The sequence below is a fragment of the uncultured Treponema sp. genome (assembly GCF_945873775.1).
Taxonomy (GTDB): domain Bacteria; phylum Spirochaetota; class Spirochaetia; order Treponematales; family Treponemataceae; genus Treponema_D.
In genome coordinates this window covers 1-24,436 of record NZ_CAMCEC010000007.1, presented here as the reverse complement: position 1 = coordinate 24,436, position 24,436 = coordinate 1, and the positions used below count along the sequence as shown (strand labels likewise).

Genomic DNA, 24,436 nt, shown 5'->3' with positions numbered 1-24,436 from the left:
TTAAAAGATGAAAGATATTCCTTTGCCAACGAAACGCAGACTTGTTCTTTTAGAGCGGCTGCTTTCAGGATATAAAGAAAAAAATATAACTTCGCAAAAAATTCAGGAGCTTACCGGTTGGACTTCTGCAGTTGTGCGCCGTGATATTTCAGCCTTAAAGTTGAACTGCGGTGCAACGAACGGCTACAAGGTTGAAGAGCTGAAATCCCATCTTGAAAAAATGTTCGGTGAAAAAAAAGAAAGCTTGCGGTGCTGTATTGTTGGCCTTGGAAGAATGGGGCAGGCACTGCTGGACACTTCGGAACTTTATGATTCACCATTTAAAATCGTAGCCGGATTTGATTCAAGCGTGAATAAAACTGAAGTTTTAAGTTCATCATTTCCGCTTCATCCCACGACCTTGATGAAAAAAATTATCCGTGAAGAAGAAATTTCCTATGCGATTCTTACCGTTGATTCCGACGAAGCCCAGTCGCTTACGGATCTTCTTATTGACTGCGGAATAAAAGGAATTGTGAATTACACGCCTTGTGTGCTAAAAGTTCCGAGCGAAGTTCCCATAGAAAATGTAAGCCTTTTGACTGCCCTTGAAACTTTGGCTATAAACTGAAAGCTTCATTTTAAAAGTTAAATTTCTGCATTAATCCTATTGACATTATGATGTGAATTTTGCTAGTATATTTCCACATTCATGGAGCGATGTCTGAGTGGTCGAAAGTACCTGTCTTGAAAACAGGCGTGCCGAAAGGTACCGGGGGTTCGAATCCCTCTCGCTCCGTCCTAAACAGAGTTTTAGGGAATTGGAGGCGTTGTAGAGCGGTTAATACAACGGTTTGCTAAACCGTCGGTTCCCTAAAGGGCCGGGCAGGTTCGACTCCTGTCGCCTCCGCTACTAAACAGGTTTTACTTGATTTAGCAGCAGAGAAAAGGTCTGTTTATGAGATTGTAGCTCAGCTGGATTAGAGCACCACCCTGCGGAGGTGGGGGTCGCACGTTCGAATCGTGTCAGTCTCAATTATATTTAGATTTCAGTTTATAAGGATTCAGCAAGAATGAATCCTTTTTTTGTTGACATTTTAGGAAAGATGTCCGAGTGGTTTAAGGTACACCCTTGGAAGGGGTGCGTAGCAGAAATGTTACCGGGGGTTCGAATCCCCCTCTTTCCGATTTTGAGCCTAGATGCTCTGCACATTGCAGCTGGAAAACCCCGCCAGAGCGGGAACGCAGCAACGGTATTCAGTTTGCAGTGGTGCCGGAGATTATCTAGGCTCTTTTTTTACATTGAAAAGTCTTTTCCTAGGTAGATTTCGCGGGCTTCCTGCGACTTTAAGATTTCTTCCTTTCCGCCAGAAACTAAAATTGTTCCTGTAGAAATTATTATGGCGCGGTCAGTTATTTCCAAAGTGTCGCGCACATTATGATCTGTTATAAGAACGCCGATTCCTCTTTTTGCAAGCAGCCTTATGATTCCTTTTATATCCGCAACCGCAATCGGGTCTATTCCGGCAAATGGCTCGTCCAAAAGCAAAAACTTTGGCTCTATTGCAAGCGAGCGCGCTATTTCAGTTCTGCGCCGTTCTCCGCCAGACAAAGTGTACGCCTGCTGTTTTCTTATGCGCCCGATGTTGAATTCTTCAATAAGCTGGTCAAGCTCCCGTTTTTTTTCGATCCGTGTCAAATCCTTGCGCGTTTCAAGAATTGCCCAGATATTTTCTTCAACTGTAAGTTTTCTAAAAACTGAAGGTTCTTGCGGAAGGTACGAAATTCCGGCTCTGGCTCTTTTGTACATTGGAAGCTGTGTTATACATTCTTCGTCAAGAAAAACATCGCCTGCCGTTGGCTTGTAAAATCCTACAATCATATAAAAAGTTGTGGTTTTTCCGGCTCCGTTTGGTCCCAAAAGTCCAAGAACTTCCCCGGTCTGCATTGAAAAATCAACGCCCTTTACAACACTTTTTTTTCCGAATGATTTGTATAACGAAGAAACTCTTAGCGTGCTTTTTTCTTTACTCTGGAATTCCATTTTGCTCCTCTGAAATTTCTTCTTTTTCTTCCGCATTTTCGCTGCTTTCTGTTTTTGGCTCGGCGGAATTTTTTTGCTCCGGCTTGCTTGATTCCGCGGTAGAAACAGAGCCTTTTACTCTTCCTGTAAGCGTTATTTCCTGAGTTTCCATATCAAGAAGAATTACTTGCGCGCGGAAAGTGTCTCCGTTTTGCACAATTTTTGGATTTCCGCTCATTTCCAAAGTCTGCTCGTTTTTGCTGTAGATTGCATAGGCGGAAGTGCAGACATTTTTCTTTTGCGTTAAATTCACTTGAATCTGCATGATGGCGGTTTCTTTTTTCTGGTCATATTCAATGAGTTCGGCCTTTGCATTTACGCCGTTTTCTGTGTCCGAAAGCTCAACGTTTTGCTCCAGAACTGCGATTTTTGTCTGCCTGTCGTATTTCATTCTTTCGCAGGTGAAATCCATTTTGCTTTCTGTGTTTTTGCCTACGACATTTCCGCTTGCCGTTATCCGCCTGAAATTTTTTCCAGAAAGTTCTATTGTTTCCGCGGAAATTTCCATGCTTTCTGTTTTTACTTTTGCGTTTCCTTTTAAAATTGTCGTGCTGTTTTTGCTTCCGGCTGTTCCTGTCATTGAATCCGCGCTGAATGTTATCTGCTCCGCGTTTGCCGCAATAGAAAAAATCAGCAATGTTATATAGAACAAAATAAATTTTTTACTCTTCACTGAATTCTTCTCCGCTTGATTCTTCACTGTCGTCTGTTGTAATTGTTCCTGTTACAGGATTTGCAAACTCAAAGCTTTTTGAAGTTCCGCTCGCAGAAAATCCGCTGCCCTGAATTTCAATGTCGCTTCTGGTGAGCTTTACGTTTCCGTCTTTTGTGGAAACCATCTGCTTTGTTTCTGAATTCCATTTTAAACTTTCAGCATTTATCTTGAAATTCTGTTCAATGTTGTCTATGAAAATTTCGTTGAAAAGCGTGTAGATTTTTGTGTCGCTGTTGATTCCAAGCAAAGCGCAATATCCTTCTGTTAAAAGGTCGCCGCCAGAATTCCAAGTTTTAAATCTGGCGTTTTTTGCATAAGCTGAACTGTCTTTGTATTGTTCAAGAAGCTGCGCCTGAATCTGCGTTGAAAGTTTTTTGTCTTCGTATTTTTTGTAGTCCGCGTCTTTAAATTCAAATTCCGGGGAAGAATCTGTTCCGCTGGGATTTTCATCGTATTTTAAGGAACAGGAGGAAAATGCAAGGAGCAAAAGAAAAAAGGCGGCTTTTGGCATTTTGAGTTTACAGAACTTCGATTATTTCAGGCTTGCCGGGAATTGGAACTTTCCGCGTAACTGCAAAAACTAGCGCGGAAGACAACAGAAGAAACAAAAGCACGAACACAGCTTTGCCGTCGCTTGAAATTGATTTGCCAAAAAAACTCATTATAGGCGAGGCGGAAAAATATCCTGCGATTGCGCATAAAAATGGAATAAAAAGCGAAACGATTCCCTGAACTGCCTGCACTTTTTTGTTCGCCCCGATTATTACAATAGAGCCGCTTGAAATTTCCATGTTCTGCGGATTTACAACTTCAAATGCATGGTTTCTTTTGGTGCATCCGGCTGAGCAGCTTGCGCATTCTTCTTTTTCAAATCTTGCGGCAAGAATTTTGTTTTCATTTATCGACATTATAAGAGCTTTTTCTGTCATGCTTTCCTTCTTGGCGGATTTTATTCAGCTTTTTTTATTGACTCAAGCATCCTGTTGCATTCCTGGACGCCGGCTTTGTTGTTCAGTTCTTGGTAAGTGTCGCGCAAGTTGAACAGAGCGTCGTAATAATGCGGACTAAGAGAAACCGCGTGCTCAAAAAATTCTGCGGCTTCCAAATAATTTCCCTGCTGAAATCTTATGACACCGCTTGTGTTCCAGTAATGCGGATTCACCGGATTAAGTTCAAGGCCTTTTGCGCAGTACAAAATTGCTTCATCGAATGTCTTTGCGGAAACACAAAATGAAGCAAGGCTGTCCAATGTGTCTTCATCATAAGGATTTATTCTGTAAGCGTGCTCCATTGCGGCTTTTGCAAGTGAAATATTTCCTGCGTCATGGTAAGTAAGTCCCAAGTTGAACCACAAAAGATAATTTGAATTTTCTACAGTTATTGCGCGCTTTAAACAGGCAATCGCATCTTCATATTCACCTTTTGAAGCAAGATGCACCGCCTGATTATTTAGTTTTTCGCTGTTTTCAAGCATCTTTATTTTCTGCTCCCATAAGTTCTTTTGGAATCATCGAAACAAAAAGCTCTTTTATAAGAAGCGCATCTTCGTTGTCTTTCCCAAAAAGCTCAATAAAAGAGTTTCCGCCGTTAAAAATAAGCTCGATTCCTTTTTTCTTTGCTATTTCAATAGAAGAATCCTGCTCCATAAGGGCGATTGCCTTTTCCACAGCCGGGCTTTCAATTCCTTCTTTTCTAGCTTGAATAAAGTACTGGCTAAGCTCCTGAGTTTTCTTAGGATTCTCTTTATTCTGCTCAAAGAATGTGAGAACCGGAAGCGACTTTTTGCCTTCAACAATGTCGTCTCCGCGCTTTTTACCGGGATTTCCAGTTGTAAGATTTATAACATCGTCAATAATCTGGAATCCGGCTCCAATTTCTGAAGCGATAATTCCGGCTTTTTTTACGGTTTCTTCATCTGCGTTGGAGGCAAGTGTTCCTGTCTTTGCGGCAAGCGAAGCCAAAGTTCCGGTTTTGCCTTTTACCATTTCAAGATATTCTTGCACGGAAGGAACTTTTGTATTGTCTCTGTGCCAAGCTATATCCATTGCCTGCCCCAAATGAAGCCGCCTAAGCTCCATAAGATAGTTGCTGTAAAGCCTGTTTTTAAGCTCTATAGAGCAATTTAGTTTCTCTATGCAGAGCGGAGCTTCAAAATATAGCCATGAGCCTGCGTTTATTGCAGTGTCGATTCCGTAAGTTATGTATGCGGCTGGCTTTCCGCGGCGGACAGGAGAACTGTCTTCAATGTCGTCATGGATGAGGCTTGCTGTGTGTACAAATTCAACAAGAGGCGCAAGCAAATATGCCGCTTCCTGGGATTTTTCTTTGTCATTGGCACAAGCACGGGCGCATAAAACCAAAAGTAACGGCCGCCATCTTTTTCCGCCAAGATCTACCAAAGAGCGTGTTGTTTCTATAAGCGGAAAAATGTGCTTGGAGTCTATATTTTCGTTTCCAAATGAAAGTTTTTTCCATTCGTTGTTTGCTTCAAGCGGAAGAAAATTTTTTATAGAAGATTCAATCTGTTCCAAATGCGCCAAGAAATGCTTGTTCATAGAATATAATAATAACTGAGGTTGCTTCAAAAGTCTATGGCTATTTGGAAATAGAAATTAACTGTTATTCCCCGATTAAATCGGGGAATCTCTACACGTGCGATACTCCGGTCAAGCCGGAGTATGACATAATGTTAGGCCTAGAATGACATTGGAATATTTTTTTTGTCAAAGTATGACATCAGGCTTAGTAGCTGTAAGAAAAATCTTCTATGCGGGAAAGTTCGTTTACTGTTGTTCCAAATTTTTCTGCGACATCGTAGTAGCTTATTCTTACAGGATTTCCCAAAGCATCATTTTTGTAAATGCGGCGTTCTGTGATTTTTCCGTTTTCGTAAACCTGAATTTCTGTAAGAAAATCGTTTGCGTCATAGCGGAAAGCAACTTTGTTTGTGCAGTTTCCTTCCTCGTCAAAAGTTTCTATTGCGGCGATTTTTTTTGATTCTGTAAATGAATAGCTTCTTGAAAGGCTGAAAGTTCCATCTCCGTTGTATTCAGTTTCCTGAACAGGAATTCCGTCATCATTCAAAGTCTGAATTACGCGCAGATAGAGTTTTCCGTCTTTGTCGTAGTGATTTTCAGTAAGTTTTTTGCCTTCATATTTGAAAATTGTTTTTGAGCTAAGATTTCCAGAATCAGTTTCTGTAACTGTATATGACTTGATTTTTGAGTCCACGCCGTATTCGTATTCAGTCTTGAGTTCCGCGGAATTTGCAATGTCTGAATATATAAAGCTTACAAGTTTTTTTGCGTCATAATTGTTTGTTGTTTTTGTTATAAGCTCGTCTTTTGCGTTTAAAAGTGAATATTCAGTTTCAAGCCCGTTGCTGAATTTGTGAACTTCTTTTTCTGAAACAGAGCGGAAATATTCACCGAACTTAGAAGTTACAGAATAATTTGTCTTTGTGTAAGAAGAAACATTTCCGGCTGGAGTGAATCCAATTGAAAAGTTGTCGGCAAAAGCAGAAAAGGCTGCAAGGACAGCAATAGCGAAAAAAGCGGTTTTTTTCATAAATCCCCCAAGTGCTAAAAGTTTTAATTTGCGATAGATTATCAAATCAAGTCTGATAATGTCATAATGCAAAAGTGTAAATTTATCTTCTTGATTATCGACTAAAAAACGAAAAATTTTTATAGTAAATGCATGGATTTTTTTGAGCTTAAGGCTTTTATTTCCGTGGCAAAAAATCTGCATTTTGCTCGTGCCGCAAACGAAATTAATTTGAGTCCTTCCGCATTGAGCCGTCTTGTTTCAAGGCTGGAAGAGGAAACTGGCGCGGAGCTTTTTGACAGAAGAAGCAAGGATATATTTCTTACAGAAAAAGGCAGAAAATTTCTTAGCTTTGCTTCAAAGTGTGTGGAAGAAAAAGAAAATCTTGTAAATGAATTTTCTCAGATAAAGGACAGTGTGTGCGGAACTCTTCATGTTTATGCAAGCGTTACGGCGTGCTACACGATAATGCCTCCGTTTATAAAGAGACTTTCTGCAAAATATCCGGCAATTCATCTTTCCATAGAAACAGGAGATCCTGCCGGGGCTGTGAGCGCGGTAAGGGAAGGTCGGGCTGAGCTTGCGGTTGCGGCGATTCCTGATGAACGGTCTGCTTTTTTTGACTGCATTTCCGTATGCCGAAGTCCACTTGTGTTTGCCGCCGCATTGAACGGTCCTTATGTTGACGTGCAGGGAAGTCCGCAGGATATAGTTTCCACAGTGCCTTTGATTTTGCCCAAAGCCGGACTTGCCCGCAAAAGATTCGATTCCTGGATAAAAAGCCGCAATGTTCACCCGGAAGTTGCCGCGGAAACAGAAGGAAATGAAGCTGTAATGGCGCTTGCCGCTCTTGGACTTGGAATAGGACTTGTTCCGAAAATTGTTCTTGAAAACGGACCATACAGGGAAGGCTTTGTGTCGCACAACGCAGGAAATGCGCTGGGATTTTATGACATCGGATTTATTCAAAAGTCAAAAATTACAGGAAGTGAAAGCGCAAGAAAAATCCGCATTGCAGTAAATGAAATATTAGGCATTTCATAAAGTTGTATTTTGCAATGTTAGAAGCAACTAAAAAAGCTATAAGAAAAAGCGCGCCAATTCGCCAAGTTGAGCGTAAATTGAATCGGACTGCGCGATTTTACAATCGCTTGCCAACGCTCAAAACGGCTCTGTTGCCGCTTTCTTTTTCTTACCGCATTTTTAGTTATTTATTGTTAGTAAATAAAATATTGATGCTAATATTTGCATTATAATAGATTTGGAGAATATTTATGGAAAAAGATTTGATTCGCATTGATAAATGCCAGATAAGGAAGAGCGGCTCTGTTTTGATTCCGCAGATTGACTGGACGATGAAAGAGGGCGAAGCATGGCTTGTTACAGGACCGAACGGCGGCGGAAAGGCTGATTTTATAAAAGCGTTGTCTGGCTCTTTGGAATTCTACCCGGAACAGGGCGGCTCGTTCTATTCTGAATTTGCAAAAAGCACGGCTGTAGTTTCACTTGAAGAAGCTGCAAGATTAATAGAAGAAGAGCGTGAGCGGGATGAAAGCGAATACTTGGACAAAATTGATATTGGAAGAACTGGCCGTGAATACATTTACGAAGTGATTGGCGGCGCAAAGAAGAAATCAGAGCCTCTTGTAAAGGATGCGTACAAGCTTGAAACATTTCCGCAGGTAAAGCTTTGCGGCGTAGAAAAAATTCTTGACCGCGGACTTCGCTTTATGTCTACCGGGGAAATAAGGCGCACTCTTTTGTGCCGTTCACTTTTGTCTGGAGCTAAAATGCTTGTCTTGAGCGACCCTTTTGCGGGGCTGGATGCTGAGTCGCGTTCAATTCTAATGGAATTTTTCAACATGATTTTAAAGCGGCAGACTGAAAATTCAGGAACAGATTTTCCGCGCATAATTTTGTGCATGGAGCGGTTCAATGAAATCCCGGAAAAAATAAACCGCGTGCTTGAGTTTTCAGATAAAAAAATTTCCTTCTGCGCAAGCCGTTCTGAATACGAAAATCTTCTTGAAACTAGAAACGCAGAAAGAAAATCAATCCGCGAAAAAGAAAGACAGGAATTCCTTTGCGAGCTAAAAAGAATCCGCAGTGAAAGCAATGCCGCTTTGGAAACAGAAGAATTTTCCGAAGTGCCGGAAAGCCTTATAAAATTCGAGGATGTGAATGTGGGCTGGGACGACCATAAGGTTCTTGTAAACTTAAACTGGGAAGTTAAAAAAGGCGAACATTTTCTTGTAAGAGGACCGAACGGCTCTGGAAAAACCACAATCATGGAGCTTATAACAGGCGACAATATGCAAGTATTCCGCGAAAAAGTCTATCTGTTTGGAAATCGGCGCGGTTCAGGCGAATCAATTTGGGATATAAAAAAGCATCTTGGAATTGTAAGCTACAGGCTTCATGTGGAATACAGAATGGTCGGCGGAACTGATTTGCAAAGCGTGATTGTAAGCGGATTCAAGGACAGCATCGGGCTTTATGAGCCTGCCACGGATTTTGAACTTGCAATGGCGAAGGCTTGGCTTAAACTTGCAGGATTTACCGGACGCGAAAAGGAATCATTCGGCTCTTTAAGCTACGGAGAGCAGCGCGCAATTCTGATTCTTAGAGCTGCTGTAAAGTCTCCTCGTGTTCTTATTTTGGATGAGCCTTGCCATGGACTTGACGAAAACTACCGCGGAAAAATCCTAGACCTTCTTGAAACCGTTGCAGAAACAGGAACAACAACACTTCTGCACGTAACCCACGAGCCTTCCGAAGTCCTTGCATGCGAAAAAAACATCCTGGAACTTTGCCCCGGTCAAACCCCAATGTACAAAATTCTGCACCAATAGGAAAACTGAAGCTGTCATGCCAAAAAAGTATGCTGTAAAGAAACCTGTCATGGAATTGTCTAATAACTTCTAACTGTCATTGCCGTACTTGATACGGCAATCTGTTGTTTGACATACCCTATTTTATAGGATATATTAGAATCAATAAATGAAAAGAGAATTTATTGAAACACCGTCATTTACTAAAAAATGGTTTTCGCTTGGTTTCAATGATGAAGATTTAGCTGAATTAGAGCAGTTTCTTGTAGAGAATCCAGAAGCTGGTGATATGATGGTTGGGACTGGAGGCTTAAGAAAACTAAGGTTTGCATTTAAAGGAAAAGGCAAAAGCGGAAGTGCGCGTGTTTGCTATGTTGATTTTGCAGCCTTTGAAAAAGATTATTTGATTCAAGTGTTTTCAAAAGACGAGAAACCTAATTTGACTGACGCTGAAAAAAATGCAGTAAGGAAAGTTGTTGCTATTTTAAAAACTGAATCTGCTAAAAATTTGGAGGAAAAACATGAGTAGTTTTTTTAATGACTTAATGACAGGACTTAATGAAGCTGTTGCCATTGAACAAGGCAAATTGAAGGGTAGAAGAACTGTTTATGAAATTCAGCCGGTAAAAAAATATGACAATGTTCAAATTAAGCAGATTCGAACTTCAATAGGCATGACACAAGCATTTTTTGCAAATTATATGGGTGTTTCAACAAAAACAGTTGAATCATGGGAAAGAGGAACAAACCATCCTACTGGATCTGCTTGCAGATTAATAAGTATGCTTGAAAACAAAACTTTTGAAACATTGCCCTTTGTTCATAAGATGGCAACTATGCAATAAGAGTGGAAGATTCTCTACTCAGCCTTTGCAAGGGGTACTGATATGCACACGCAAGGAGCCTTGCAAGCATTTGTTAGGGGGTGTTGTAAGCATACGACAGTAGGGCTGCCGTGTGCTTGTAATCATCATAATGAAATGTTTTTTATTTATTCTTCTGTAACATTTGTATCAGTGCAGTAATCTGCCGATATGTACATTGAGTTTCCGCTTAGGCATACATTGCTGAATTTTATGTTTTCCAAATCTACAATAGAATCGATTGCGAAATTATAAAGGTTTACATTTATGACTCTGTTATGTGCAAAGAGTTTTCCTGATTTGCCTGTGGTTTTGTTTGGAAGAACAAAGTTTGCGCCACAGTCTGCAATTGAAAGTTCTTTTGGTTTTATGGCTACGAATCTGCGTGGACCGTAAAATTTCTGACTGTTTTCTTTAAGTGCTGGAATGTATGCTTCAAGTGGTCCTATTGAACTTCCTGCGCTTTCAGGATTTCCAACGGAATTTATTGTTCTTGCGGAAGTTGTCCAGCCCAAGATGTCTTCTACTTCAAATCCTGAATCTGTGCCTGCGATTTTTAAAAGCGCGCCTCGGCTGTATACCTTGCAATCATAAAAAGTATAGAAAGTATCATCAGAACCTGTTGCGTAATTTCCCACATTTGAAACCAGCGCATATACATAACCATCGTATAAAATGGCTATATCGTTGATTGTGCCCGCAATGCCCATTTGTTCTGTGGACTGTGCCGTTCCTTTTGCGCTTATTGAAAAATCTGAATCATTGCTGCTCGTGATTGTTCCACGCTGAAGGTACGATGTGCCGCTATTGTCTTTGTATGCAACGTAAATATCGCTGCCCTGAATTGCAAAAGCCATGTAAGTTGCCCCGGAAACAGAAAATCCTGTGGAAGTCGCAAATGTAGGATTGTTTTGAATATTAAAAAATTTAGTCGATGGATTTTCTATTTTAAGGAATTTTAGAGTGTTGTCTGTGGTTGTATAATGACCTATCCATAAAGTATCTGTTGTTTCATCATAATAAAAAGGGTCTATTATAGGTGTGTCATCTTGGTATGTTATTGAGAAGGTAGTTCTATCACCATTAGTCTTCAGTAAAGTAGCGAAATTAGAATCTGAGTTACCTCCGCTTTCACCACTATCTTCAAAAGCATTGCTTTTAAAGTATCTATAAGCAGCTCCGTTTTTACATTCTGCATATCCTGCAATAACTGAATTGCTTCCGGTAAAACTTTTGTCAGTTATTTCAGAGGTTGAGTCTGCGTAATAATATTTGTTTGTGCTGCTGTTGTAATGGAATAAAAGATAATTTGTTTCGTATATTTTGCCGCCGTTTGTAAGTATCATCAGAATTGATTTTTCTGCGGTTTCGCCGGCTACGACTTTTACTTCTATGCTTCCGCTTCCTATGCGTATTCCGTCTGAATCAAAAACTTCGGCTTTTACTGTATATGTGGAAGGCTCAAGTTCATCAAATGTAAATACCCCCCCCCGTGGAATCTGCGGTTTGTGAGTCGATAACTTCTTTGTCAAGAATTATGCTTACTTTATATGAAGTGGCATTGTCTTTGTTAAATGTGTAAAGTCCGCGCTCGCCTCCCGGAACTGTTATGCGTATTGCGCCGTCTTTTCCGCTAGAATTGTTCACGTTCATGCAAGAAATAAATGCAAGAATTACTGCCGGTAAGAATGCAAATGAAAATCTCCTGATGTTCATAATAATTCTCCTAGATTTTATTTTATATTTCACTGCTGAACGGTTCAGCGTGAACGCATTTCATGTTTTTTTCAAGTTGCTCTGTGGAACTTGCGCCTACTAGCACGCTTGTTACGCCTTTTTGGTTAAGAATCCAGGACAGTGCCATTTCTGCAAGAGTTTCGTTGCATTTGACTGCCTGCGCATTCCATGACTTTAGTTTTTCCAAAAGCTCTGGAGTTAAATCCTTGCTTTTTAGAAAATGCTCTTTTGCCATTCTGCTGTCAGAAGGAATTCCGTTAAGGTATCGGTCTGTAAGCAATCCTTGCGCTAATGGAGAAAATGAAATAAAGCCAATTCCATGCTCGGCGCAGTAGTCAAGAATGCCTTCCTCTTGCGGAGAGCGGTCAAGAAGATTCAGTCTGCCCTGATAAATAAGAAGCGGAACATCACGTTCGCGAAGGTATTTGTCGGCGAATTTCAATGCTTCAAGCGGCCAGCGGCTTAAACCCAGATAAAGTGCTTTTCCTTGCTTTACAATATCCACCATTGCCTGCAAAGTTTCTTCCAAAGGTGTGTCCGGATCGTAGCGGTGGCTGTAAAATAAATCTACATACTCAAGATTCATGCGCTTTAAGCTTTGGTCAAGGCTTGCTATAAGATACTTGCGCGAGCCCCAGTTGCCATAAGGTCCTTCCCACATATCGTAGCCGGCTTTTGTTGAAATAAAAAGTTCATCGCGGTAAGGGCGGAAGTCGTCTTTTATGAGCCTGCCCATTGTTTCTTCTGCGCTGCCATAAGGAGGACCGTAGTTGTTTGCAAGGTCAAAGTGATTTATTCCGTGGTCAAACGCAAAATGTGTGATTTTCCGGCTTCGTTCATAAGAGTCGTTTCCGCCGAAGTTGTGCCAAAATCCTAGGCTTACTTTGGGCAAGAGAATTCCGCTTTTTCCGCATCGATTGTATAAAGCTTGGGAGTCATCATAGCGGCGGGCATCTGCTGTATAGATTTCTTTTAAGTCCATGCGCATCTCCTTTTATACATTATAATAAGGTATTTTGGAATTTCTACTTTTTGCGTGTTTTTTTTTGCAGATTTTATAAAAAAAGCTGCCCTTTGAAGTTTTCTTCAGTTGGACAGCTTGTATAAAGTAAAAGATTTTAAGCTAGCTTAGCAGATTACAACAGAATTGTCTGTGTGGGAGAATGGAGCAGGAATGTACTTGTCTGCCGCCCAGTCATTTTCCCAGTGCTTTCCGTCAAGAAGATAGCGGAACTGATATTCTTTTCCGGCTTCAAGAGGGATTTTTACAGAGAAAGAACCGTCTTTGCCTTTTTTCAACGGAGTTTCTGTGCTGCTCCAGCTGTTAAAGTCTCCTGCGATTGAAACTTTTTCTGCGCCGTGTGCTGCTTCCTGAGAAACAGAAAAAGTTACGTTACAAGTTTTCTTGTCTTTGGAATAAGACTTTTTCAGTGACATTTCATGTCTCCTTATTATAAAAACAATTTGATATAAAACAACAGTTGCCGGATAGAAAATAACGCATATATATGCATTGTTTCCGCTCCTTTGCTATATTTACATATTATATAATATTTCAAATGTAATCAAGGGCATATATAAAAACGTTTCATTTCGCTGATTGCAGATACAATTTCTCTATGCAAGTTTATGAAAAGTTAGGTTCTTATTATTTTTTAAGTAGAAAACTAATTGAAATGTGATATAATTAGATCAACATTTGAAAACATGGAGGTATTGTATGTCATATCCTATGCTTGAGGAAAAATTGAAAACACTTCCTCAGGCCGCACTTGAAGAAGTTGCTTCGTATGTAGACTACATTTTTTATAAATTTACTGTTTCAGAAAAACAATGCCCTATTGAAACAAAAAAAAGTGGATTTGGATGTTTAAAAAATATACCATGTAAAATGTCTCCTGATTTTGATGAACCACTTGAAGAATTTGCGGAGTATATGTGATGTATTTATTAGACACTCATGCAATAATTTGGTATGTAACAGGAAATAATGAGCTTTCTCCAATAGCTCGTAATATAATGGAAACTAAAAGGTGCTTTTTTAGTTATGTATCTTTATGGGAAATCGCGATAAAGCAAGCAAAGGGTACATTGCAATTTGATATTGATATTCCAAGGTTAAAATCTGTTTTGGAAAATGAAGAATTTGTATATCTTCCAACAACAGAATATGATGCTGAAAGAATAAAAACTTTGTCAGATATTCATAAAGATCCGTTTGATAGATTGTTGATTGCACAGTCAATTGAAAATGATTTAATTATTGTAACAACAGACTCAAAAATTCCTTTATATAATGTAAAAACTATTTGGTAACAAAGAAAAAATCTAATATTTTTTTAGCAAGGTTAGCGTTCAATTTGTTGAAAAAATTTCCCTTGCTTGTTTTTGTGCTTTTGATTATATTGTTTTGAACAAATTATAAATTATCCGCTGATTTATCCAAATTGCAGGCGGAACAGTTTTCTTGTGGAACTGAAACTTGCTAAACAGGAGGCTCTAAAAATGAGCGCTGTCTTATCAAAAAATCACTATTTATTTACTTCGGAATCCGTGGGGGAAGGACACCCGGACAAAGTTTGCGACCAGATTTCAGATGGAATTCTTGATGAATGTTTGCGTCAGGATCCAGAAAGCCATGTTGCCTGCGAAACTTTTGCATCCCAGGCTCTTATTCTTGTAGGCGGCGAACTTTCTACAAATGCCCAGGTTGATGTTCAGAAAGTTGCATACGATGTTGTTCAGAGAATCGGCTACACAAATCCGGATTACGGCTTGGACTGCAATTCCATGGCTGTTCTTAATATGATTCATTCCCAGTCGTCGGATATAAATCAGGGAGTTGTTGGAAAAGGCCTTGATGAATACAAAGGTCAGCAGGGCGCAGGAGATCAGGGAATGATGTTTGGCTTTGCCTGCAAGGAAACTCCTGAGCTTATGCCTGCTCCGATTATGTTTGCCCACAAGCTTATGAGAAAATCCGCAGAACTAAGAAAAAGCGGCGAAGTCAAATGGATGCGCCCGGATTCAAAAAGCCAGGTTACAATTGAATATGAAGGCCACCGTCCTGTAAGAATCGACACTGTTGTTATAAGCCAGCAGCACGACGCAGGAATCAGCTATGACGAAATAAAATCCACTGTAATGGAAAAAATAATAAAGCCAGTTCTTGAACCTGCAGGACTTTTGGATTCTGATACAAAGTATTTTATAAATCCTACAGGTCAGTTTGTAATCGGCGGTCCTGTTGGAGACACTGGTCTTACAGGCAGAAAAATAATCGTTGACACTTACGGCGGAATGGGACGGCACGGAGGTGGAGCTTTCAGCGGAAAAGATCCTAGCAAAGTTGACCGTTCTGGAGCATATATGGCGCGCTACATTGCCAAGAACATTGTTGCCGCGGATTTGGCGGAACGATGCGAAGTTCAGCTTGCTTATGCGATCGGAGTTCCGTTCCCTGTTTCTGTCTTAGTTGAAACTTTTGGAACTGGAATTGTTCCTGACTGCCAGATTGCGGATGCTGTAAAAAAAGTTTTCGACTGCACTCCAGCTGGAATAACAAAGACATTCAACCTCAAGCGTCCTATTTATTCTAAGACAGCTTCTTACGGTCACTTTGGAAATCCTGAGTTTCCGTGGGAACAGACAGACAAAGCCGCGCTTCTAAAGAAAGAGTTCTAGCTTGAAACTTTTAACTCCGCAGCAGATTTCGCAAGTCTTTCTGCGGTTTCAAAAATTGAATCCTTCTCCAGAAACTGAGCTTGTTGCTCCGAACGCTTTTTGTCTTTTGGTGAGCGTGGTTCTTTCCGCGCAGACTACGGATAAAGCCGTGAACAAAGCAACCGAGCCGCTTTATAAAGTCGCCTATACGCCTGAACTTATGCTTGCTCTTGGTGAAGAAAAAATAAGGGGCTTTATAAAGTCAATCGGGCTTTACAAGAACAAGGCAAAGCACGTTGTGGGCTTGAGCAAAATGCTTGTGGAAAAATTCAATTCGCAAGTTCCAGACAACAGGGAAGACCTTGAGTCATTGCCGGGCGTGGGAAGAAAAACTGCGAATGTTATTCTGAATGTTGTCTACCACAAGCCCACAATGCCGGTAGACACGCACTTGCTTAGAATCTGCCCCAAGATTGGACTTGCCCAAGGCTCAACGCCTCTTGAAGTTGAACGTTCCTTGCTTGAACGCATTCCCTCTGAATTTATGATGCACGCCCACCACTGGCTTATCTTGCACGGACGCTATATTTGCACAGCGCGAAGCCCCAAGTGCGCGGAATGCCCGATAAACGACCTGTGCCTTCACAACGAAAACTTTACCAAGTAAGTCCGATTCCTGCCGTGTACGAGCCGAACTTTTCTGTTTCCTCGTCTTTTACAGAAGCGTTTACGTTGTTGCTCCAGTTGTAGCTGTACTCAAGATTCAGCATGAATTTTCCAAGCTTAAAATCTATTCCAGCTCCGGTTTTAAATACAACGTGGTCGTCTGTGCGTGCATAAACTGAAGTTTGACCGTAAGGCCGAATGTGAGTTCCAAGGTTCAGGTTTAATCCGAAGATTCCGCCGAAAGAATAAACGGGAACATTTTCGTTAAGCGAAGGCAAGTCTATTCCAGCTGAAATTCCTGCGAAGATAAATTTTCCGAGTCCAAGCGTAAGAGTTCCGTACATATTGTCAAGCGAGTAAGAGGCAATGTCCGTGCTTGAAAAATCAATGTTGTCCGTGGAAGTTTCCGCGCTTACGTAAAATGCGCGTCTTCCTTTTTGCTCGGTGAATATTATGTCTTTTTTCTTTGCTTTTTCTGTAGAAGCGTTTTTGTTTTCGTCCTTTAGAAGCTTTTTTATGCGCGCGCTGTTTCTTTCAATCTGCTTTTCTGTTCTGAATTCTTTTTCTTCTGTGAATGTAAAAAAATCCTTGCTCTGCGTTTCGTCTATTGTGATTATTGCCCACGGACGTTTTGAATTCTTGTAGATTTTTAGCGCGACCGGCTCGAATCTGTATTCGCTTGCTCCCTGCCAGTGCGTAAGTTTAAATGTAAGTTCTGCATAAAAGAATTTTTCCCCGGAACGGATTCTGGTTTCGTAGTCGTTTATGTAATATTCATAGTCGCGCCGCTGGTATTCAGTCATTTGCGGTTCTGGAACGTATTTTTTTTCCATTGCGTCGGAATACATGATGTCCACGCTGCGCTCATAGCTTATTTTTCCGCCGAAGAAAAGTGCCTGAATTTCCGTGGGCCATTTTGTTTCTACAAGGCTGTATTCTCCTATGGAAAACTGCATTTCTCCGTTAAGCGAGTTTACGGTGTATTCATCTCCTTCAAGAACCTGGTAAAGAAGGTTTAACGCGTCCATTTCCTCGTCAGAAAAAAATCCGCTTGGACTTGAGCTTAGAATTCCGCTTTTAAATTCTTCGATTGCAGAAAGCCTGTCCTGCGCGTCCTTTAATGTGGCGGCAAAAATTCCTGCGGAAAATATTAAAACTGCGGCGAATCCCAAAAGCCTTTTCATTTGTCCAAAACCTTGCGCCATTATAGTGCATTGCGCGTTTTTTTTCATAGAGGAGAATTTTTTTGTGAAATGATAAATTTTGCATAAATATACAGGAATAAATAATATTCCTCAAGAATATTGTATATTCCTGAGGAATTTGTATAAAAATTGAATAATAAAAGATATTCCAGAGTTTTTATGCATATTCTTCAGGAAAATTCTATATTCTTGAGTTTTTTGACGAATTCCACATAGAAAATGAAATATTCCTGAACTTTTTAAAGAATTCCAGAGAAAAATAAAATATTCTTGAAGCAATTTTCCTTGATTAGATTTTACATTTATTTTTACGAAATGCATTCTGTTCAAAAGACAGGAAATTCGCTAGAATAATGCCATGTGTGGAATTGTAGGATATATCGGCAATAAAAATGCTACACCGGTTTTGGTGAATGCTCTTAAAAAACTTGAGTACCGCGGATATGACAGTGCGGGAATCGCAGTGTTTAACGGTCAGGATATTTTGGTGCGCAAGGTAAAAGGCGCGCTCAAGGCTCTTGAAGAAAAAATCGCAAAGGAAACAATCGAAGGCTCTCTTGGAATAGGGCATACAAGATGGGCGACCCACGGCGAACCTAGCGACATAAACGCTCATCCGCATCTTAACGAAAGCGGAACAATCGCTGTTGTTCACAACGGAATCATCGAAAACTTCGCAAAGCTAAAGGCGTGGCTTCAGAGTGAAGGCGTTGTGTTCAAGAGCGACACAGACACAGAAGTAATTGCTCATCTTATAAACTATTACTATGAAGATTCTCTTGATATTTTTGAAGCTGTAAAGGCGACTGTAAACCGCTTGGAAGGCAGCTACGCTCTTGGAGTTCTGTGCAAGGACTTCCCAGACAGAGTTATTGCCGCAAGAAAAGAATGTCCGCTCATTGTGGGGCTTGGCAAGGATGAAAACTTTATTGCAAGCGATGTTCCTGCTGTCCTTGAGTACACCCGCGATGTTTACTTCCTTGACCAGAAAGAAATCGCAGTTCTTTACAAAGACCATGTTGATCTTTTTGACGAGGACGGAAACCGCATAATAAAGCAGCCGTTCCATGTTGACTGGGATATTTCTTCCGCGGAAAAAGGCGGCTACGAGCATTTTATGCTTAAGGAAATCCACGAGCAGCCAAAAGTTCTTACAGACACAATGAGACCTCGTCTTGTTTTTGAAGGCGGAGTTCCTGTTGACATAAAGTTTGACGAGCTTTGCTTTGACGAAAAATGGAAGGAAGCCAAGCGCATTGTGATTGTCGCCTGCGGAACTGCCTACCATGCCGGAGTTGTGGCGAAGTATGTTTTTGAGCAGCTTGCGCGTGTTCCTGTTGTAGTCGATGTTGCAAGCGAATTCCGCTACAGAAATCCTATTCTATGCAAGGATGATATTTTTATTGTAATAAGCCAGTCCGGGGAAACTGCCGACACTTTGGCTGCATTGCGTCTTGCCAAGCAGAGCGGCGTTCACGTTACGGCGATTACAAACTGCGTAGGTTCAACTGTAAGCCGCGAAGCTGATGATGTCGTCTATACTTGGGCAGGTCCTGAAATTGCGGTTGCTTCAACCAAGGCTTATACAACTCAGCTTATGTGCCTTTGCATGCTTGCCTTGAAAGCCGCATTTATAAAAGAAACTATTTCCGCTTCTGACTATAAAAAATATCTTTGCGAACTGAATTCTATTCCAGAAAAAGTTCAGCAGATTCTTGAAGACAAGGCTTCTATTCAGAGATTTGTTTCCAAGAACTACAACAAGCAGAAAGTGTTCTTTATTGGCCGCCAGTATGACAGCGCGACAAGTCTTGAGTGCGCACTTAAACTTAAAGAAGTAAGCTATATGCATAGCGAAGCTTTTGCTGCGGGCGAACTTAAGCACGGACCGATTGCGCTTATAGACACAGACACTCTTGTTGTTGCGACTGCCACAGTTCCTGAGCTTTATGAAAAACTTGCAAGCAACATTATTGAAGTCAAGAGCCGCGGAGCTTCTACTTTTGTTATTACTCAGGATGATTCCGGGGCGTTCAGTTCTTCCGCAGATGAAATTGTAAAGATTCCTTCTACGGAAAGTTTTTTTGAGCCGATGCTTTCAATAATTCCGGCGCAGCTTTTTGCTTACTATTGCGCAGTCCACAGGGGAAACAACCCGGACAAGCCGCGCAACCTTGCAAAGTCTGTTACGGTTGAATAAAAACTACTGTCATTATCGGGCTTGACCCGATAATCTAAATTTTATAGCTAGATTCCCGTGTCAGCATTCGTCTTGCGACGCACAGCACGGGAATGACAGTTAAAAATATGGCATTAAAAACTTTTCATATAAACTGCTTTCAGCTAGCAGCCCTTAAAGTCCTGAACAATGTTTACTGCTGATTTTATTGTGCAGCTTGGAAGAATCTTTGCGGCAAGTGTTACGGCTCTGTCTACTATAGCCTGGGAATCCGCCACGCCTTGCAATGTTATAGAAGTTCCCTCGTCATCGATTATTGCGCGCAGGAAATTTATGTTCAGCTTGTATTCAAAAAGAAGTTTGTTTGTCAAGTCCTGGGCTTTGAGCATATTTTCAATGCGCTTTTTGCCTAACGCTTCTTTTTCTGGATCTGCAAAATATTTTACAAAGTTTACAATTTGCTTTACAACTTCTTCCTGCTCAAGAATTCCTGTGTTTATTGTGAGCATATAGTGGCTTGAATCTTCATTGTCTATATTGAAGAAACTCTTGTGGAATCCTTTTCTGTTTGCCGCGCTTTCATTGATTCTTGCCATTGCCTGCTTTTCTGTCCAGTTGAATTCTTTTTCAAGGCGTTTTGCTCTTACAGATTCTTTTGCAACGAACCGCAGCGAAATCAAGTTTGGAACATCTTCAAGAATTACAAATGAACCGCGTCCTATTAAAATGCAGTTTCCTTTGCTTGCCGCTTCAAGAACCGCATACTGCAAATAGTTCAGGTATTCATCGCGACCTTTTGCTAGGCTTGCGAAAAATCCCGGTTTTATTTCGTCATATTTTTGAAGTTTTTCCTTTGGAAATCCTAGTTCTACAATGCGGTTTTCTATCTGCTTGCGTGTTATAAATGTGTAGCCAAGTTTTTTTGCCGCCGCCGCAGCTATTTCATCTCCAAGGGCTGCCACCTGTCTTGAAATTGCGATGATTGCCATAATGCGCCTCCTGTTTTAAATATTGTTTTTGATAACTAAATTATAAATCCGTTTTTTGAAATTTGCAATTTTTTATGATTTGGTTCTTTGTCATTGCCAGAGCAAGTCCAGCAATCTTATGTTGATTTTAGATTTCCTTGTCAAGCAATGAAATGACAGTTATTGAGATTTTCTTTCTTGCTAAAGTTTCAGAATAATTTTAGTATAAAACCCATGGACGACAAAAAACTTATATGGCACGAAAAATCTCGCAGGGGAGCTTTTAAGACTCCCGTTTTTACTGTTACTGAACGAACCAGCGTAAGTCCCGACGGAACTGAAGGCGTTTACATTGTGAACGAAGCTCCAGACTGGGTAATTGTGATTCCAGATGACGGTGAAAATTTTCTTATGGTAAGGCAATGGCGGCACGGAGAAAAATCTTTAAGCATTGAATTTCCGGGCGGCGTAATAGACAAGGGCGAAGTTCCTCTTGAGGCTGCAAAACGTGAGCTTTTGGAAGAAACCGGCGCAACTGCAAAAAAAATGATTTGCCTTGGCTCAATGAATCCTAACCCGGCTTTGTTTGCAAACCACGTTCATGTTTTTCTTGCTGAAGGCTTGGAGTTTTCCGGCAAGCAGAGTCTGGATGCTGACGAATATGTAAACTACATGGAAATTCCAAAGTCCGAAGTGATAAAAAAAATGGGCAGCCCCGAATATTGCCATGCGTTGATGGCTTCAGCAGCTGCCCTGTATTTAGCTAGGAATTTTTAGCGTTTCTGGAAAGGCTCGTAGTCTTTGTCCGGGCTATAAACTCCATCGCGGTATTCGCCAGAAATTGAAGGAATTTCCATTTTCATTCCCGGACGAATCAAGTTTGGATTCTTTGGGTCTGGAAGGGAATTCTTGTTCGCTTCGTAAAGGTTTTCCCACAAATAAGGATTGTTGTAAACATAAGGTCTTCCAGAAATATTCCAGAAGCAGTCTTTGTCTGACTCCCAAGGTTTTACAACATAATATTTTGGAAGAGGTGTAACTTCTTTTATTTCTGCCAAAGCGTCAAGAACCTGCTTTGAATAGCTTGAAGCCGCGTCCCATTCTTCTTTTGCAAATGCGTCTTCAGCCTGTGCAAGAGATTTTGATGCTGAATCATAAGCAATCGGAAAGTTTTCTTTTCCGTTGATGCTTTCAACATAAGCGAGTCTGTTTCTTGCAAGGTTAAGGTCTTTTTCCGCGCTTTCCTTTGAAAGCATGTGGCTTATGTAAGTGTCAGAAAGCTCTGCATTTTCCTTTGCTTTTGCGGCGTATTCTTCAGCAAGAACATATTCTCCTGCGTCCAATGCTCTTTCTGCTTTCTGTGTGTATTCTTTTGCAAGTTTCTGGTATGTGTTGTTTGTGTAGCTGGCTGCGAAAACTGAAAGTCCCAGAACAGATGCAACTGTGCAAGCAAGTAATTTTTTCATTATTCAGCCTCCTGTGCAGTTTCTTCGATAGTTTCTTCGATTTCAACTTCTGAGTTTTCTGCCTTTGTAAAGTCGTCTGCTTCAAGAAGCTGTGTGTCTGCTTCCTCGATTCCTTCTACTGGCTCGTCTCCAAGCGGCTTTTCCTTGTCTGCCCACTGAGCGTTTGTTTCGCTTTCTGCAACACGTTTCTTTGCTTCTTCAATTGCTGCCTGAGCTTGTGCTCTTGCTTCGGAAACCTGTGCGTAAAGAGATGCGAATCCTTCTTTTGCTTTTGTGTAGTTTGCAAGCGCGCCTTCTGGGTTTCCTGTAACGTAATTCTGGTCGCCGGACTTGAAGTTTGCAACAAATTTGTCGTAGTCAGCTTTTCTTGAAACAGAGCACTTTATGCTGTCTGCGTTTCTCTTTGCTTTAAAAGCTTCTGTGCGTTCAGCCTGCGCAAGCGATTTGTAAGCTGCTTTAAGAACGAAAGTCATTTTTGCATCTGCGGAAAGCGCATTTTTATTCCAGTCGCTTCCGTAGTCTTTTGAAGATGCAAGCTCGCTTATAAGAGAAGAGCCGTCATTGTATACATTCTGCGCATAAGAAGCAAATCCGTTTTCGTCAATTTTTGCTTTCTTTGCAACTGCGTCTGCGTAAGCCTTTAAACCTTGATAGCGTGCAAGAAGATCTTTTAGTCTTGCAGAAACATCTTCGCCTTGTTCCATCGCGGATTTTACAGAATTGTATTCTTCTTCTGCGGCGTTAAATGCGTCTGGAGCTGCTTCTTGAGCGCCGGCATTTATTGCGTCCTGCCTTGAAGACTCAATTTTGCTGAGTGCTGCTTCATTTGATTCCGCTGTGTCTTCGGAAATCTGCTGCTGGTCTTGAGATTCTTCTGTTGTGCTTTCAGAAACATTCTCTTCCTGAATCTCTGGCTCTTCTTTTGGTGACGAGCCGCATGAAATCAGTGCGAGCGACATGGCTGCAAATGCCGCCAATACAAGTTTACTTTTAATCATTTTTCCTCCATAAAGTAAAAAACGAAAAGCTTTGTTTGCCTTTTGAATTTCAGTTTTCATAAAAGCTGTTTTGCTTACTATTAATATATAATACTAATTGTATTTCGGCAATAAACAGACTGCGCAAAAGCCATAATGCGTTTTGTTTTAGAATGAAATTTTATTGATGACAAAAATGACAAACGGCATTAATATAAAATAGATTGAAAGCGCCTGTAACTTTTTGCTTTGCGAGCGGTTGTTTCTATAAAAGCGCGGCGCATATTTTTTTCGGAGGATTTTATGGCAATGTCTGAAGGTTTTACTCCGCCTGATATACAGAAAAATATCGGTGTTCTTTCCACGTCAAAGTCCGGCTGGAATCTTGAGCTGAATTTTGTGTCTTGGGGCGGCCGTCCTGCAAAGTACGACATTCGTTCCTGGGATTCCGAGCATCAGAAAATGGGAAAAGGCGTAACATTTACAAAAGATGAGCTTTGCGCTTTAAAGAATCTTTTGAACGGAATGGAAGAACTTAATTAACAGAGGAAAATATGAAAAAGAAAATTTTATTTATAATGGTTGGAACAATGGCTGCATTGTCGTTTGCGGCAAGAACTCCAAAAGTAAAGCAGGAAATCGAAACTGTAAAACTTGGAAAATTTGATCCTGTTGAACTTGGCTCTGGAACTTTCAGGCTAAGAAAAATTCTCGTGAATGAGCTTGAGGCGAAAGATTTTTCAGTTATGCTTTTTCCAAAAAACGGAACAGCTGGAATTGTTTATAAAAATATGCCGAACAAAGAACGTCTTCTTTTGGACAAAGATGCGCGCAAAGCCGTTATTACTTCTTACAACGCATATTTAAAGGACTTTGAAGAAAAGAAACTTGACCGCAATCAGAAAAAATACAAGGCGACTTATGAATATGCCCGCGCAAAAATTGAATGGGGACCTTTCCAGTACTCTTCTTATGCTGACCCAAAAATTTCCATGGGCTATGTTTTTGTCGGAAAGTCTCCTTATTTCTGCATAAAAATTCCTTCCACAAAGTCAAATCAGAGAAAAGGCGACACGCAAATTGAATACGGCGGAAACCTTTTGTACTTTACAAGGGCGCAGGCAAAGGATTTGGTTGATGCGATAACGGAAGAGGAAATTCAGAGCGCAGTGCAGTCCCAGATGGTTGTTCTTCCTGCTGACGATGAATACGATGCCGGCGAATATGAAGAAACTGATTTGCCAGCTGAAGAAATTCCAGAAGAAAACCTTGATTACGAGGAAAACTAAGCAACTGAATAATTTTTATATTCTATAATAATAAATGAAAGCAGGCTGAAAATGTCTGCTTTTTTTATGCCGTACAAAAAATTTAATAAATTTTATCTTTTTTTTGATTTTACTATTGACAATATTTCTTCACAGCTATATATTCTATCTCACCCTTTGAAAACAAAGGAACAAAATAAAAAATGTTAGGCAGTATGACTGCTAGTTTATATCGCCGTTATTTGACAGTTTAAGGGAAGGAAAGAAGAAACGACAGAAGAGCGTACAGG

Annotated in this window: 28 protein-coding genes, 4 tRNA genes and 1 other RNA gene; 18 read left to right on the top strand and 15 right to left on the bottom strand. The window is 40.7% G+C overall.

Annotated features, from left to right (window positions below; translation table 11 throughout):
- Positions 1–7 precede the first annotated feature (7 nt).
- The 6 genes from Q0N70_RS05030 (at position 8) to ffs (ending at position 1,272) form a co-directional block, all read left to right on the top strand.
- On the top strand, positions 8–610 hold the full coding sequence (locus tag Q0N70_RS05030) for a redox-sensing transcriptional repressor Rex (RefSeq protein WP_294014456.1): 603 nt from the start codon (positions 8–10) through the stop codon (positions 608–610).
- Between the two features lie 83 nt (positions 611–693).
- A tRNA-Ser gene (locus tag Q0N70_RS05025) sits at positions 694–778 on the top strand.
- A gap of 24 nt (positions 779–802) precedes the next feature.
- A tRNA-Ser gene (locus tag Q0N70_RS05020) sits at positions 803–889 on the top strand.
- A gap of 50 nt (positions 890–939) precedes the next feature.
- Positions 940–1,014 (top strand) — tRNA-Arg (locus Q0N70_RS05015).
- 65 nt (positions 1,015–1,079) lie between these two features.
- Positions 1,080–1,166 (top strand) — tRNA-Ser (locus Q0N70_RS05010).
- Between the two features lie 7 nt (positions 1,167–1,173).
- Positions 1,174–1,272: signal recognition particle sRNA small type (gene ffs / locus Q0N70_RS05005), an RNA gene on the top strand.
- 4 nt (positions 1,273–1,276) lie between these two features.
- Here the strand turns inward: ffs and lptB are convergent.
- The 7 genes from lptB to Q0N70_RS04970 all read right to left on the bottom strand — a co-directional run bounded on the left by lptB (position 1,277) and on the right by Q0N70_RS04970 (position 6,344).
- A complete protein-coding gene (lptB, locus tag Q0N70_RS05000) occupies positions 1,277–2,023 on the bottom strand; it encodes an LPS export ABC transporter ATP-binding protein (protein WP_294014454.1) in 747 nt (248 codons plus the stop codon).
- Positions 2,007–2,735 (bottom strand): LptA/OstA family protein, encoded by a 729-nt coding sequence (locus Q0N70_RS04995; protein ID WP_294014452.1) that lies wholly within the window; start codon positions 2,733–2,735, stop codon positions 2,007–2,009. The genes lptB and Q0N70_RS04995 overlap by 17 nt, the downstream gene beginning before the upstream one ends.
- Complete coding sequence (gene lptC, locus Q0N70_RS04990) at positions 2,725–3,288, bottom strand: LPS export ABC transporter periplasmic protein LptC (protein ID WP_294014450.1); 564 nt, start codon at positions 3,286–3,288, stop codon at positions 2,725–2,727. Before lptC ends, Q0N70_RS04995 begins: the two co-directional genes overlap by 11 nt.
- Positions 3,289–3,295: 7 nt before the next feature.
- Positions 3,296–3,706 carry a SoxR reducing system RseC family protein gene (locus Q0N70_RS04985; protein ID WP_294014448.1) on the bottom strand — a complete coding sequence of 137 codons (411 nt, stop codon included), beginning with the start codon at positions 3,704–3,706 and terminating at the stop codon, positions 3,296–3,298.
- 20 nt (positions 3,707–3,726) lie between these two features.
- Complete coding sequence (locus tag Q0N70_RS04980; protein WP_288756964.1) at positions 3,727–4,251, bottom strand: tetratricopeptide repeat protein; 525 nt, start codon at positions 4,249–4,251, stop codon at positions 3,727–3,729.
- Complete coding sequence (locus Q0N70_RS04975) at positions 4,244–5,332, bottom strand: polyprenyl synthetase family protein (RefSeq protein ID WP_294014445.1); 1,089 nt, start codon at positions 5,330–5,332, stop codon at positions 4,244–4,246. Before Q0N70_RS04975 ends, Q0N70_RS04980 begins: the two co-directional genes overlap by 8 nt.
- A 187-nt stretch (positions 5,333–5,519) precedes the next feature.
- Positions 5,520–6,344 (bottom strand): hypothetical protein, encoded by an 825-nt coding sequence (locus tag Q0N70_RS04970; RefSeq protein ID WP_294014443.1) that lies wholly within the window; start codon positions 6,342–6,344, stop codon positions 5,520–5,522.
- Between the two features lie 132 nt (positions 6,345–6,476).
- Between Q0N70_RS04970 and Q0N70_RS04965 the strand changes: the two genes are divergently transcribed.
- The 4 genes from Q0N70_RS04965 (at position 6,477) to Q0N70_RS04950 (ending at position 9,999) form a co-directional block, all read left to right on the top strand.
- Positions 6,477–7,367, top strand: a complete 891-nt coding sequence (locus Q0N70_RS04965) for a LysR substrate-binding domain-containing protein (RefSeq protein ID WP_294014441.1) — start codon at positions 6,477–6,479, stop codon at positions 7,365–7,367.
- 230 nt (positions 7,368–7,597) lie between these two features.
- Positions 7,598–9,175, top strand: a complete 1,578-nt coding sequence (locus Q0N70_RS04960) for an ATP-binding cassette domain-containing protein (protein WP_294014440.1) — start codon at positions 7,598–7,600, stop codon at positions 9,173–9,175.
- Positions 9,176–9,323: 148 nt separating this feature from the next.
- A complete protein-coding gene (locus tag Q0N70_RS04955; protein WP_288756969.1) occupies positions 9,324–9,683 on the top strand; it encodes a type II toxin-antitoxin system RelE/ParE family toxin in 360 nt (119 codons plus the stop codon).
- A complete protein-coding gene (locus Q0N70_RS04950; protein ID WP_294014437.1) occupies positions 9,676–9,999 on the top strand; it encodes a helix-turn-helix domain-containing protein in 324 nt (107 codons plus the stop codon). The genes Q0N70_RS04955 and Q0N70_RS04950 overlap by 8 nt, the downstream gene beginning before the upstream one ends.
- A 146-nt stretch (positions 10,000–10,145) precedes the next feature.
- Here Q0N70_RS04950 and Q0N70_RS04945 read toward each other — a convergent pair whose 3' ends face one another.
- From Q0N70_RS04945 to Q0N70_RS04930, 4 genes are all read right to left on the bottom strand, one after another.
- Positions 10,146–11,549, bottom strand: a complete 1,404-nt coding sequence (locus tag Q0N70_RS04945) for a hypothetical protein (protein WP_294014435.1) — start codon at positions 11,547–11,549, stop codon at positions 10,146–10,148.
- Positions 11,488–11,733: a hypothetical protein gene (locus tag Q0N70_RS04940; RefSeq protein ID WP_294014432.1), complete on the bottom strand. Its 246-nt coding sequence runs from the start codon at positions 11,731–11,733 to the stop codon at positions 11,488–11,490. Before Q0N70_RS04940 ends, Q0N70_RS04945 begins: the two co-directional genes overlap by 62 nt.
- Before the next feature lie 22 nt (positions 11,734–11,755).
- Positions 11,756–12,736 carry an aldo/keto reductase gene (locus Q0N70_RS04935; RefSeq protein ID WP_294014430.1) on the bottom strand — a complete coding sequence of 327 codons (981 nt, stop codon included), beginning with the start codon at positions 12,734–12,736 and terminating at the stop codon, positions 11,756–11,758.
- A 146-nt stretch (positions 12,737–12,882) separates the two neighbouring features.
- Positions 12,883–13,191, bottom strand: coding sequence for an isoamylase early set domain-containing protein (locus Q0N70_RS04930; protein ID WP_013702492.1), 309 nt, complete (start codon positions 13,189–13,191; stop codon positions 12,883–12,885).
- 283 nt (positions 13,192–13,474) lie between these two features.
- On the opposite strand from Q0N70_RS04930, the gene Q0N70_RS04925 reads away from it, so the two are divergent.
- The 4 genes from Q0N70_RS04925 to nth all read left to right on the top strand — a co-directional run bounded on the left by Q0N70_RS04925 (position 13,475) and on the right by nth (position 16,084).
- Entirely contained in the window at positions 13,475–13,696 is a 222-nt protein-coding gene (locus tag Q0N70_RS04925) for a DUF2281 domain-containing protein (RefSeq protein WP_294014425.1), read from the top strand.
- On the top strand, positions 13,696–14,070 hold the full coding sequence (locus Q0N70_RS04920) for a type II toxin-antitoxin system VapC family toxin (protein WP_294014424.1): 375 nt from the start codon (positions 13,696–13,698) through the stop codon (positions 14,068–14,070). Before Q0N70_RS04925 ends, Q0N70_RS04920 begins: the two co-directional genes overlap by 1 nt.
- Positions 14,071–14,259: 189 nt before the next feature.
- On the top strand, positions 14,260–15,438 hold the full coding sequence (gene metK, locus Q0N70_RS04915; protein WP_294014423.1) for a methionine adenosyltransferase: 1,179 nt from the start codon (positions 14,260–14,262) through the stop codon (positions 15,436–15,438).
- Between the two features lies 1 nt (position 15,439).
- Complete coding sequence (gene nth, locus Q0N70_RS04910; RefSeq protein WP_294014422.1) at positions 15,440–16,084, top strand: endonuclease III; 645 nt, start codon at positions 15,440–15,442, stop codon at positions 16,082–16,084.
- On the opposite strand, the gene Q0N70_RS04905 is transcribed toward nth, so the two are convergent.
- Positions 16,074–17,315, bottom strand: a complete 1,242-nt coding sequence (locus Q0N70_RS04905; RefSeq protein ID WP_294014421.1) for a hypothetical protein — start codon at positions 17,313–17,315, stop codon at positions 16,074–16,076. The two genes, nth and Q0N70_RS04905, sit on opposite strands and share 11 nt — an antisense overlap.
- 331 nt (positions 17,316–17,646) lie before the next feature.
- Here Q0N70_RS04905 and glmS point away from each other — a divergent pair, with 331 nt between their 5' ends.
- A complete protein-coding gene (glmS, locus tag Q0N70_RS04900) occupies positions 17,647–19,488 on the top strand; it encodes a glutamine--fructose-6-phosphate transaminase (isomerizing) (protein WP_294014420.1) in 1,842 nt (613 codons plus the stop codon).
- A gap of 143 nt (positions 19,489–19,631) precedes the next feature.
- Here the strand turns inward: glmS and Q0N70_RS04895 are convergent, their stop codons facing one another.
- Complete coding sequence (locus Q0N70_RS04895; RefSeq protein ID WP_294014419.1) at positions 19,632–20,456, bottom strand: AAA family ATPase; 825 nt, start codon at positions 20,454–20,456, stop codon at positions 19,632–19,634.
- Between the two features lie 213 nt (positions 20,457–20,669).
- Between Q0N70_RS04895 and Q0N70_RS04890 the strand changes: the two genes are divergently transcribed.
- Complete coding sequence (locus tag Q0N70_RS04890; protein ID WP_294014417.1) at positions 20,670–21,212, top strand: NUDIX hydrolase; 543 nt, start codon at positions 20,670–20,672, stop codon at positions 21,210–21,212.
- Here the strand turns inward: Q0N70_RS04890 and Q0N70_RS04885 are convergent.
- Together Q0N70_RS04885 and Q0N70_RS04880 are read right to left on the bottom strand one after the other, a co-directional pair.
- Positions 21,209–21,901, bottom strand: a complete 693-nt coding sequence (locus Q0N70_RS04885) for a hypothetical protein (RefSeq protein ID WP_294014415.1) — start codon at positions 21,899–21,901, stop codon at positions 21,209–21,211. The genes Q0N70_RS04890 and Q0N70_RS04885 overlap by 4 nt on opposite strands.
- Positions 21,901–22,899, bottom strand: coding sequence for a hypothetical protein (locus Q0N70_RS04880; protein WP_294014413.1), 999 nt, complete (start codon positions 22,897–22,899; stop codon positions 21,901–21,903). Before Q0N70_RS04880 ends, Q0N70_RS04885 begins: the two co-directional genes overlap by 1 nt.
- A gap of 288 nt (positions 22,900–23,187) precedes the next feature.
- Here Q0N70_RS04880 and Q0N70_RS04875 point away from each other — a divergent pair, with 288 nt between their 5' ends.
- Together Q0N70_RS04875 and Q0N70_RS04870 are read left to right on the top strand one after the other, a co-directional pair.
- The gene (locus Q0N70_RS04875) at positions 23,188–23,421 is read left to right on the top strand and encodes a PC4/YdbC family ssDNA-binding protein (RefSeq protein ID WP_294014620.1); all 234 of its coding nucleotides are present in this window, start codon (positions 23,188–23,190) and stop codon (positions 23,419–23,421) included.
- Positions 23,422–23,432: 11 nt separating this feature from the next.
- Entirely contained in the window at positions 23,433–24,167 is a 735-nt protein-coding gene (locus Q0N70_RS04870) for a hypothetical protein (protein ID WP_294014411.1), read from the top strand.
- Positions 24,168–24,436 lie beyond the last annotated feature (269 nt).

Excerpts from the sequence above, each read along its gene's own strand:
- Q0N70_RS04955 (WP_288756969.1), top strand. The coding sequence starts at position 9,324 with ATGAAAAGAGAATTTATTGAAACACCGTCATTTACTAAAAAATGGTTT.
- Q0N70_RS04885 (WP_294014415.1), bottom strand. The coding sequence starts at position 21,901 with ATGAAAAAATTACTTGCTTGCACAGTTGCATCTGTTCTGGGACTTTCA.
- Q0N70_RS04975 (WP_294014445.1), bottom strand. The coding sequence starts at position 5,332 with ATGAACAAGCATTTCTTGGCGCATTTGGAACAGATTGAATCTTCTATA.
- Q0N70_RS04940 (WP_294014432.1), bottom strand. The coding sequence starts at position 11,733 with ATGAACATCAGGAGATTTTCATTTGCATTCTTACCGGCAGTAATTCTT.
- Q0N70_RS04935 (WP_294014430.1), bottom strand. The coding sequence starts at position 12,736 with ATGGACTTAAAAGAAATCTATACAGCAGATGCCCGCCGCTATGATGAC.
- Q0N70_RS04890 (WP_294014417.1), top strand. The coding sequence starts at position 20,670 with ATGGACGACAAAAAACTTATATGGCACGAAAAATCTCGCAGGGGAGCT.
- metK (WP_294014423.1), top strand. The coding sequence starts at position 14,260 with ATGAGCGCTGTCTTATCAAAAAATCACTATTTATTTACTTCGGAATCC.
- Q0N70_RS04920 (WP_294014424.1), top strand. The coding sequence starts at position 13,696 with ATGTATTTATTAGACACTCATGCAATAATTTGGTATGTAACAGGAAAT.
- Q0N70_RS04970 (WP_294014443.1), bottom strand. The coding sequence starts at position 6,344 with ATGAAAAAAACCGCTTTTTTCGCTATTGCTGTCCTTGCAGCCTTTTCT.
- Q0N70_RS05030 (WP_294014456.1), top strand. The coding sequence starts at position 8 with ATGAAAGATATTCCTTTGCCAACGAAACGCAGACTTGTTCTTTTAGAG.
- Q0N70_RS04985 (WP_294014448.1), bottom strand. The coding sequence starts at position 3,706 with ATGACAGAAAAAGCTCTTATAATGTCGATAAATGAAAACAAAATTCTT.
- Q0N70_RS04925 (WP_294014425.1), top strand. The coding sequence starts at position 13,475 with ATGTCATATCCTATGCTTGAGGAAAAATTGAAAACACTTCCTCAGGCC.
- Q0N70_RS04930 (WP_013702492.1), bottom strand. The coding sequence starts at position 13,191 with ATGTCACTGAAAAAGTCTTATTCCAAAGACAAGAAAACTTGTAACGTA.
- glmS (WP_294014420.1), top strand. The coding sequence starts at position 17,647 with ATGTGTGGAATTGTAGGATATATCGGCAATAAAAATGCTACACCGGTT.
- Q0N70_RS04960 (WP_294014440.1), top strand. The coding sequence starts at position 7,598 with ATGGAAAAAGATTTGATTCGCATTGATAAATGCCAGATAAGGAAGAGC.
- lptC (WP_294014450.1), bottom strand. The coding sequence starts at position 3,288 with ATGCCAAAAGCCGCCTTTTTTCTTTTGCTCCTTGCATTTTCCTCCTGT.
- Q0N70_RS04965 (WP_294014441.1), top strand. The coding sequence starts at position 6,477 with ATGGATTTTTTTGAGCTTAAGGCTTTTATTTCCGTGGCAAAAAATCTG.
- Q0N70_RS04895 (WP_294014419.1), bottom strand. The coding sequence starts at position 20,456 with ATGGCAATCATCGCAATTTCAAGACAGGTGGCAGCCCTTGGAGATGAA.
- Q0N70_RS04980 (WP_288756964.1), bottom strand. The coding sequence starts at position 4,251 with ATGCTTGAAAACAGCGAAAAACTAAATAATCAGGCGGTGCATCTTGCT.
- Q0N70_RS04870 (WP_294014411.1), top strand. The coding sequence starts at position 23,433 with ATGAAAAAGAAAATTTTATTTATAATGGTTGGAACAATGGCTGCATTG.
- Q0N70_RS04950 (WP_294014437.1), top strand. The coding sequence starts at position 9,676 with ATGAGTAGTTTTTTTAATGACTTAATGACAGGACTTAATGAAGCTGTT.
- Q0N70_RS04905 (WP_294014421.1), bottom strand. The coding sequence starts at position 17,315 with ATGAAAAAAAACGCGCAATGCACTATAATGGCGCAAGGTTTTGGACAA.
- lptB (WP_294014454.1), bottom strand. The coding sequence starts at position 2,023 with ATGGAATTCCAGAGTAAAGAAAAAAGCACGCTAAGAGTTTCTTCGTTA.
- Q0N70_RS04880 (WP_294014413.1), bottom strand. The coding sequence starts at position 22,899 with ATGATTAAAAGTAAACTTGTATTGGCGGCATTTGCAGCCATGTCGCTC.
- Q0N70_RS04875 (WP_294014620.1), top strand. The coding sequence starts at position 23,188 with ATGTCTGAAGGTTTTACTCCGCCTGATATACAGAAAAATATCGGTGTT.